The following is a 9,139-nucleotide window of genomic DNA, read 5'->3' as shown; positions in this document are numbered from 1 at the left end:
TCCCCACACACCAACTGAACTCTTTCACCAGAGGACCATCAGGGTAATCTTCCCTGATGGTTTTCTTACTTTTCTAGTATTTTGGATTGACCCTGCCTGAATGTCGTAGTACACTAACTTGCAGATTAGAAGCATTTTCATAGAGAGATACATAGAGAGAACACGATGGGAGAGGTAGTTTTACATCCGATGAATATGAACGTGAAGGCTGTAGCGATCAGCCTCTATTTGATGCTGATCTATTGGGTTTCCATGCATTTTCCTGCACTGAAGACTGTGTTTTACCCGACTCTGGGGGCGTTTTGCTACTTGTTCGTAAGCCGCACGTTCCGGATGCGAGAGCTGTCCGGCATCGCGTTCGGCGCTGTAATCGCTTCGTTGACCGGCTGTCTGCTGCATGCGGTATATCCGGGAGTCGGTTCGTTTTTCTTGAACTCGCTGATCGTCATCTGGATGATCCGCAAATTTCATTGGAATGCGCCGCCGATATTGGCGGTCGCCTTCGTTCCGTATTTTATCAATCCGATCGCGTGGTGGATCGTCCCATTGTCCGTGCTCGTGTCGCTGGGTGGCTTGCTGCTGCTCCTGTGGGCGTTACACGCCGCCTCAGCGTTCAAGTTCAGCTTCAATCGGGCTCGGCTGCAGCGAAGCATCGATCGGGTGGATGCTTAACCAGACTCGAGCAAGCGTCTAGTGAACATCGATCGTGGCGGCTGAGGGCTCGGTTGTTGCCTCTGCGGCACTGGCGGCAGTCGCGGCTTGCCGGAATTCGGAAGGAGTCACGCCCTTCAGCTCCTTGAAGACGCGGGAAAACGTGCGGAACGACTCGAACCCGACCTCGGCGGCGATATCGGAGACGTTCATCTGCGTGGCGGCGAGCAGACTGGAGGCGCGTCGAATGCGGAGCGCGTGCAAGTAGCTCAGGAAGCTCTGTCCGACCAGATCCTTGAACGAACGGCTGATGTAGGGAACGCTGCATAGAAACATGCTGGAAAGCAGCTCAAGCGTAACGCTTTCCTCCATATAATGCGTATTGACGTACTGGACAAGCTTCCAGGCGTCTTTCTTTTTGCCCTTCTGCGAGATGGGTGTCTGATCGCGCATCTGGGGATGCTGGCGGATGAACTGGAGCACGAGCTCGACCAGCTTCGCACGGATGAGACTGTTGCGTCCCGGCTCTGTGCTGTTGAATTCCTGCTGAATATCGCCGTATAAGCTGCGGACATTCCGGAATGTTTCCTCATCCAGCGACAGCACCGGCTCCAGGTCGTCTCCCACGCGGAGAAGTGCGGCGCTAAGCTCAGGCTCGAGCAAGGCGTCGGCCAATATTTGCATATCGAACATGCAGCATAGCTGCTCGAGGCGCTGCTCGCCGTCGCTGACGAAGCTATGAATATGATGCGGGAGCACAATCAGCATCGACCCAGGTCGGATGGAGTAGGTGGAGCCGTTGATAACCGTTGTCCCCTCCCCGTGCAGCACGAGCCCGAATTCGATCAGCTCGTGATGGTGGATCGGATAGCTGCCGTGGACATGCAGTCCCGTATAGAAAGGAAACCTCGTATTCGTCACATTCCGCAGCTGCAAAGCGTCCTCGTAGATCGGATACATCGTCATAAGCTTCCCCCTCTACTTGATCGTAATACGATAGTTGTACTCTTATTGTATCATTTTCTACAGATTTTGCTTAATAAAATGTCTTCTCCAATATTGGATTTGGCATACATTGTATCGCCCTGTCCCGTAGTATAATAGCTGGAATGCTATACTCATATGCGTCGAGAGGCGGGGAAGATATGGAGCTGCAGGTTGGCTGCGCGAAAGTGAAAATTACTCCCGAGCAAGCCGTTCCGCTGTCGGGATTTGCGGTAAGGAACAATTTGCCTTATGAACGGGTTCGCAGCGATATTCATTTGAGGGTGGTGCTGCTCCGCCAATCGAACGGCTTCGGCGAGCCGAAGCAAGCGCTTATTGTGTCCGCCGACTTGCTCTGGTGGGGAAGCGACCGGATGGAGACCATCCGCCGTACGCTCAAGGAGCGGTGGGGACTGAAGCCGGAGACGATTATTCTGAATGCGACGCACAGCCATTCCGGACCTCAGTCCAGCTTCCGGTTTCACCGGCTGCTGGGCAGAGCGGACGCCGATTACGTCGATCAATTGGAGGCGAAGCTGTATGCCGCCGTAGAAGAAGCCGCTTCCAATTTGGAACCGGTTACGGTAGAGCGAGGCCAAGGCAGCTGCAGCATCGGCGTGCAGCGGCGCAAGTATGTTGACGGCAAGGTGTTCGGCGGAGCGTTTGAAGACGGTATCGCCGACCCTAACGTGACCGTAGTTCGTTTCGTTAAGGGATCGGGTGCGGCGAAGGCATTGTTCGTTCATTACACATGTCACCCGGTCACTACGAGCGCGAATGAGCTGTCCTCTGAATTTACCGGACATGCCATGGAGCAGTTGGAGAGCGAGATGGACGGCACCGTCTGTCTGTTCCTGCAAGGCTGCTGTGCGGATATCAACATCTATCGGGAGCAGGCGCCGGCCGAGTGGAGCGGGTTCCAGGCGATCGCCTTCTTCGGCGACCGGCTGGCGGTCAGCGTTCGAGATGTCTTGCAAGGACCGATGAAACCATTGGCGCCGATGCGGCTGTCCGGCAATCGGCTTGTCGTGCCGCTGGCGCTGCGGCCGCTCGCATCGCGCGAGAAGTTGGAGACGATTGCAGGCGCGGGGGAATCGCCTTACGACGAGTGGGCGGAAGAGATGCTCCGCAAGGGCGATTCCCGTGTCTCCAAGCTGCCGCTTGAGGTTGTGCGCCTCGATGTCGCAGAAGGGCTGCAGCTGCTCGCCATGAACGCAGAAGTCGTCGTCGAATACGGGCTGTATGCGAAGGCGCTTTCGCCGAATGTGCTGCCCATGGGCTACTCCAACGGTATGATCGGGTACGTCCCGATGGAATACCAGCTGCGTCTCAACGGGTATGAAGCTGATTCGTCGACTTATTATTTCCATATGCCAGCGATGCTGGAGCCGGCCATAGAAGCGGATGTGAAAGCCGCGATCGCGGCGCTGGTAGCGCCTGCCGGCGTGGAGACGGAGGGACATAAATGAAAATAGCGATCATCGGCTGCGGCACGATGGGCAAGCTGTATGCGGAACGGTTCGCGAGCATGCAGGATGCCCAGCTTACCGCGCTGGCCAACCGATCGGAAGGGCCGCTGTTGGAGCTGGCCGAGCAGTATGGCGCGACGCCGTACCGTTCCTGGGAAGAGCTGTTCGAGAAGGCGGAAGCGGACGTCGTCTGCGTAACGCTGCCCACGCATCTGCACAAAGAAGTGGTGCTGCTCGCGGCAGCTCACGGCAAACATATTATTTGCGAGAAGCCGCTGGCGCTTAACCCGGATGATGCCGAGGAGATGCGTCTCGCCTGCGAGCGGGCGGGCGTCCGCCTGTTCGCCGCACATGTGCTGCGCTACTTCCCTGAGTATGCGCAGCTCAAGGCGCAGACCGCGGCCGGCGTGGCCGGCCGAATCGGCGTCGCTCATGCCAAACGCGCGAGCAAACATCCCGTCTCAGGGAGCTGGTATGCGGACGTGACCAGGAGCGGCGGCATCGTCTTCGATCTGATGATCCACGACCTGGATTTCCTCGCTTGGACACTAGGCGAAGTACGGACCGTGTACGCGGCGGAGCGCAAATCCGAAGGTGTCATCTATGCTTCGGTTACGTTGCGTTTCGCCAGTGGCGCGATTGCAAATGTGGAAGCGCATTGGGGCTATCCGGGCCCGTTCTTGACGCAGGTCGAGCTGGCAGGTACCGGCGGCGTGCTCCGGTTCGACAGCCAGACGAGCCGCTCGCTCGTCATTCAGCAAGCCGATCCGGAAGGCACGGCGACGCGGGGCGTCGGTTTCCCGCTGCGGCCGGCGCTCAAGGATCCGTTCTCCATTCAGCTTGAGCAATTTCTGGCTTGCATCCGATCCGGCGACGAGCCGCTCGTGACCGCGCAGGACGGTGTGACGGCGGTGCGGATCGCCTATGCGGCGGCCCAATCGCTGGAGACCGGTCTGCCGGTACGGTTGTCGTCAGCGTCGACCGGCCAATCCGTCTCTCAGGAGGTGCGCCGATGAGCGATCGCATCATTCGAATCGGCATGATCAGCTTCGCCCATTCGCATGCCGTCAGCTACCTGCGGGAGCTGTTGAAGACGGAGGGCGTGCAAGTCGCCGGTATTTACGACCCTGACTATTCCCGCGTCTCGGCGCATGTGGAGCAATTCGGCATCCCCTATTACGACGATCACATGAGCTTGTTGGCCGAGTCGATCGACGCTGTCGTCATCTGCTCGGAGAATGCCTGGCACGGGCGGTTCACGGCCGATGCGGCGCGTGCGGGCAAACACGTGCTCTGCGAGAAGCCGCTCGGCGTCTCGATCGAGCAGATGCAGGAGATGATCGACGTCTGCCGCGCCTCCGGCGTGCAGCTGATGACGGCATTCCCTTGCCGATACTTGGCATCGGTCATCGACGCCAAAGCGGCTGTCGCCCGAGGCGAGATCGGCGAGATTCTAGCGATCAAGGGCACGAATCGAGGCCGTATGCCGGGCCGCTGGTTCGTCGAGCCGGCGCTGTCCGGTGGTGGCGCCGTGCTGGATCACACCGTGCATGTGATGGACTTGATGAACTGGTTTCTGGGCGCCGTGCCGGTCGAAGTATACGCCGAAGTGGATACGCTGTTCAACGAAGGGCTGGGCATAGACGATGCGGGCATGGTCCATGTGAAGTTCTCGAACGGCGCGATCGGTATTCTCGATCCGAGCTGGTCGCGGCCGAACGATTACAATCGGCCGGGCGACGTGGCGATGGAGATTATCGGCACACATGGCGTCATCAGCGTCGACGGGTTCGCCCAGGCGAACGAAGCTTATTCGATCGCGACCGGCAAGACGACGCGCAGCTTCTGGGGCGACGGGATGGACGGTCCGCTCGTGCGGGACTTCGTCCGAGCGCTTCGCGACGGAGCGAACGTGCCGATCTCGGGCGAAGACGGCTTGCGCTCGGCAGCCGTGGCGGTAGCGGCGTATGAATCCGCGAAAGCGGGGGCGCCGGTGAAGGTAAGGGGTTAGCAGTAAGATACGGTGTGTCCAGTAACTTAGCTCGGCTCGATTTGCAGTTATAGCGATTTATCGCCTTAACGGCAGCTGGACCGGGCTTTTTTACATTCGTTGGTGGGCAGATCAGCGTTGACAGGACAACGAAGGGGATGATAGGATGCAACTAAGTATAAATTCATAGTAAACCTATAGGAATTATTTATGCGCTAAAAATAGCCATACTAACCCCAGTCCATCAACCAATAGCAATGGAGGCCATCATCATGGAACATACGATTTCGATCCCTTACCGCGACGACCAACTACGGGCAACTATCCATTACCCGACCCGCAACGGCAAGAACGCCGGCATTCCGCTGGAACGATGCCCGGCGATCGTGTTCTGCCACGGCTTCGTCGGCAACCGCATCGGCGTCGATCGGCTGTTCGTCCACGCGGCTCGGCAGTTCAGCGATGCAGGCTATGTCAGCATCCGATTCGACTTCGCCGGCTGTGGAGAGAGCTCCGGGGATTACGGCTCCGGAGGATTGGGCTCTATGATCGAGCAGACGCGGACGGTGCTGGATTATTTGCTGGATGCGGATTACGTAGATGCAGACCGTATCACCTTGATCGGCCACAGCTTGGGCGGAGCCGCCGCCTTGCTGACCGCTGCGCAAGACAAACGCGTGAAGTCGCTCGTGTTGTGGTCGGCTGTGGCCCATCCATTCAACGACATCGTGCGTATCGTCGGGCAGTCCGGGTATGACCAAGCGATTCAGCAAGGGCAGTCCGATTACTTGGGCTATAGCCTTAAGCCGGTTTTCTTCGAGTCGCTGGCGGAAGTGCAGCCTCTCGCCCAAGTGAGGAAATTCAGCGGTGATGTACTGCTGATTCACGGGACATCCGACGATACGATCCCGTCCGATTATTCCTCCATCTATCAGAAAGTATTCTGGATGCGACAGGACGGCCAGTGCGAGCTGGAATGGATATTTCAAGGAGACCACACATACTCAAGCGGCCCAAGCAAAACGAAGCTGTACAGCTTGACGCTCGAATGGCTGAAGGAACGCGAAAGGCAAAAGCGGGAGTGGCAGAACTGGGAAATCTAGCGCTACCTCTCCCCACGATGTGTTCTTTATGGTAACATAAGGGAGAGTAAGTGATGCACATGTAGTTGACAGGAGAGCGAGGCCGGCTTGCATCATGTTGAAATATACGATCTGTTTTCTATATGCCAGTGGTTCCGTTCTGCTTTTGAATCGACAATCGGCTCCCTGGATGGGACGCTGGAACGGGGTAGGCGGCAAGCTGGAACCCGGGGAAACTCCATTGCAAGGGGCCGTCCGGGAAATTCACGAAGAAACCGGGCTTGAGCTGGCTGAGTCGGAAATCAGATATTCCGGTACGGTTACTTGGTCTATCGATGGCGTTACTACGGGCGGGATGTATACGTTCGTAGCGGAATTGAACGATCCGAGCGTTCTACCGACGCCTACGGCCAACGAGGAAGGCATTTTGGATTGGAAACCAATAGAGTGGGTCCTGCATCCTAATAATCAAGGAATCGCGTCCAACCTGCCTTATTATTTACCTGCGCTTCTCGATACGATTCAACCGGTCGATCATCATTGTACATTCGAGCAAGGGGTTCTGACTGCCGTCACGGTGGTTGAGCCTAGTGTTGCGGGGTAAATAAATACTAGATTCTCATGCGCTCGGGAGGCGAAAAGCTTGAAGCTGGTTTCAACGGAAGAGGAGCGAACTTTACTTCAGTCCTTTGTTGCGATCTCTGTTGTAGCATCCGGGTGGATGGACCTTGAAGGGAACTGGCTGGCGGTCAACACGGCGTTATGCATGCTCTCGGGCTTTACCGAGGCGGAGTGGCTCGTAACGGGACCGGTCGGACCCGTCCTGCTCATGCTCGAGCATCGCATCGTCAGTCCGCTGGAATGTATCGCGGAGAGCAAGCCCGGGCAAGTAGCCAAGCTGATACATAGACATGGATCAACCGAGGTCGGTTTGTACTGGAATCCGATTGAGACGCCTTCGGGTCATAGTACGGGCTATTTGGTGCAGTTCAAGGAAATTATACCGGCTCCTCAGGAGCATGGCGATTTCAAGCAGCGCTCCCCCAAGGAATTCATGCTCGAGCGTGCGCTTCACGTCAGCAAGCAGCACTACAAGTCGCTGTTCGAGCATCATCCGGACGCCGTATTTTCATTGGACCTGCACGGTCGGTTCATTACGATGAACGGGTCTTTCGAGCGCATTGCAGGCTTCTCGGCGGACGAGATGTTTCAGACGCTATTCATGAACCGGATCGGTTCGGACGATCGACCGACGGCGCTTGATTTTTTTCGCCAGGCTGTCTCCGGAGCCGCCCAGGAGTTCATGGGCCGCATCCTGCACAAGAACGGTTCGATGCTCGACGCTCGCATCTACTTTCTCCCGATTCAGGTCGAGCGGGAGACGCTCGGCGTCTATGGGATCGCCAAAGACATTACCGAAGAGAAACGGCTGCTCGAAAATTTGCGCTCCAGCCGAGAGCAACATCGATTGATCGAAGAGAACACGTTCGACTTGTTCTTCCGTCTCGATTTGGAAGGTCAGATCCTATACATCTCACCCTCATGCGAGCGTATGCTCGGCTACAAGCAAGAGGAGATGCTCGGTCTGGACTCCAAGGGGTTCGTGCACCCGGACGACTTGTCCTATATGATCGAAACCTTCGATTCTCAACAGGCCCGGGGCAGCGAGTCCACTCTGCATTCGTTCCGGTTTATTCATAAGAACGGCAGCTATGTATGGATGGAATCGATGAATACTTTGATCCGGGACATTCACAGCGGCGAAGTCACCAGCATGCTGAGCGTCGCGCGCGACATTACGGTTCGCAAGGAAGCGGAAGAGCTCATGCTGCGCTCCGAGAAGCTGCTCATGGCCGGCCAGCTGGCCGCGGGCATCGCCCACGAGATCCGCAACCCGCTCACGTCGATCAAAGGGTTCCTTCAGTTGCTCTCCAGTCAACTGCGGGACAAGCAGGATTACATCGGCATCATGCGATCGGAGCTGAATCGGATCGAGGCCATTACGAGCGAGCTGCTGTTGTTGGCCAAGCCGCATGCCAAGTCGTTCCGAGAGCTGGATGTTCGGGAGCTGCTCCGGCAAGTCGCTTCGATCATGGAGCCGCAGGCGATTCTGAACAATGTCGTGATCGAGCTGATCTGCGGAAACGAGCCGTTGCCGATCCAGTGCGACGAGAATCAATTGAAGCAAGTATTCATTAATTTCGTCAAAAATGCGATTGAGGCCATGCCCGCCGGAGGCCAAATTCAGGTCCGTATCGAGCGCAAGCAGCAGCTAGCCGTCGTTTCGGTGCAGGATCAAGGCTGCGGCATTCCGGAGGAGAGGCTTGCGAGCATTTGGCAACCCTTCTTCACGACCAAGGAGAAGGGGACCGGCTTAGGGCTGATGGTCAGCTATAGCATCATAGAGAACCACCACGGCACTATTCAAGTCGCCAGCCGCCAAGGCATCGGCTCGACGTTCGTCATTCAATTGCCGATTCTCCATGGACATGCAGCTCAGGAATAACGGATCGGAATTTCTTCGAACCGCTCGTTTTTGATCTGCTTGCGGAGTTGAACCTGCAAGATCCCGTCGCGAAATTCCGCTTTATTCAGATGTGGTTGAACCGGTACCGGCAGCTTTACGTTTTGCACCAGCTGTTCGGGACCTTCGATGCGCAGCTTCTGGGAGCTGACATACAGCTGCAGCTGCCTGGGATTGATCCCGCTCGGCAGCATGATCCGGACGATCACGCTCCGGTGCGTCTCGAACACCTCCGTCTCGAGCGTTTTGGCAGCCGGTTTGACCGTTTGCGCCATGGACCCCGGTATCGCCTGCTTCAACATCTGGGTGACGAACTTGTCCACCCACCCCAAATCGGTCGATTTTCCCGAATGAAAGGCCGATACGCCCTTGAACAGTTCCTCGAAGTGTTTCCAATTCATCCCAAATGGATCTTTATTGCCGGAATCCGCCATATGGA

Annotated in this window: 9 protein-coding genes; 7 read left to right on the top strand and 2 right to left on the bottom strand. The window is 56.8% G+C overall.

The genetic code is table 11. From position 1 onward, the window contains the following. Positions 1-165 precede the first annotated feature (165 nt). Entirely contained in the window at positions 166-672 is a 507-nt protein-coding gene (locus PKO02S_RS21775; RefSeq protein ID WP_127586106.1) for a hypothetical protein, read from the top strand. 18 nt (positions 673-690) lie between these two features. Here the strand turns inward: PKO02S_RS21775 and PKO02S_RS21770 are convergent, their stop codons facing one another. After that, positions 691-1,617 (bottom strand): AraC family transcriptional regulator, encoded by a 927-nt coding sequence (locus PKO02S_RS21770; protein ID WP_127586104.1) that lies wholly within the window; start codon positions 1,615-1,617, stop codon positions 691-693. 179 nt (positions 1,618-1,796) lie between these two features. On the opposite strand from PKO02S_RS21770, the gene PKO02S_RS21765 reads away from it, so the two are divergent. The 6 genes from PKO02S_RS21765 (at position 1,797) to PKO02S_RS21740 (ending at position 8,682) form a co-directional block, all read left to right on the top strand. Then, positions 1,797-3,104, top strand: coding sequence for a hypothetical protein (locus PKO02S_RS21765; protein ID WP_127586102.1), 1,308 nt, complete (start codon positions 1,797-1,799; stop codon positions 3,102-3,104). Beyond that, entirely contained in the window at positions 3,101-4,120 is a 1,020-nt protein-coding gene (locus PKO02S_RS21760; RefSeq protein WP_127586100.1) for a Gfo/Idh/MocA family protein, read from the top strand. Before PKO02S_RS21765 ends, PKO02S_RS21760 begins: the two co-directional genes overlap by 4 nt. Then, on the top strand, positions 4,117-5,115 hold the full coding sequence (locus tag PKO02S_RS21755; protein ID WP_127586098.1) for a Gfo/Idh/MocA family protein: 999 nt from the start codon (positions 4,117-4,119) through the stop codon (positions 5,113-5,115). The genes PKO02S_RS21760 and PKO02S_RS21755 overlap by 4 nt, the downstream gene beginning before the upstream one ends. Positions 5,116-5,366: 251 nt before the next feature. Continuing rightward, entirely contained in the window at positions 5,367-6,197 is an 831-nt protein-coding gene (locus PKO02S_RS21750; RefSeq protein ID WP_127586096.1) for an alpha/beta hydrolase family protein, read from the top strand. Between the two features lie 94 nt (positions 6,198-6,291). After that, positions 6,292-6,780 (top strand): NUDIX hydrolase, encoded by a 489-nt coding sequence (locus tag PKO02S_RS21745; RefSeq protein ID WP_127586095.1) that lies wholly within the window; start codon positions 6,292-6,294, stop codon positions 6,778-6,780. Between the two features lie 39 nt (positions 6,781-6,819). Next, on the top strand, positions 6,820-8,682 hold the full coding sequence (locus PKO02S_RS21740; RefSeq protein ID WP_127586093.1) for a PAS domain-containing sensor histidine kinase: 1,863 nt from the start codon (positions 6,820-6,822) through the stop codon (positions 8,680-8,682). Here PKO02S_RS21740 and PKO02S_RS21735 read toward each other — a convergent pair. Further along, positions 8,673-9,134 carry an Hsp20/alpha crystallin family protein gene (locus PKO02S_RS21735; RefSeq protein ID WP_127586091.1) on the bottom strand — a complete coding sequence of 154 codons (462 nt, stop codon included), beginning with the start codon at positions 9,132-9,134 and terminating at the stop codon, positions 8,673-8,675. The two genes, PKO02S_RS21740 and PKO02S_RS21735, sit on opposite strands and share 10 nt — an antisense overlap. Positions 9,135-9,139 lie beyond the last annotated feature (5 nt).

Source organism: Paenibacillus koleovorans NBRC 103111, assembly GCF_004000845.1.
Classification (GTDB): Bacteria; Bacillota; Bacilli; order Paenibacillales; family NBRC-103111; genus Paenibacillus_AA; species Paenibacillus_AA koleovorans.
Note: the sequence above shows the minus strand (reverse complement) of the source record. Positions and strands in the feature narration are given on the sequence as shown.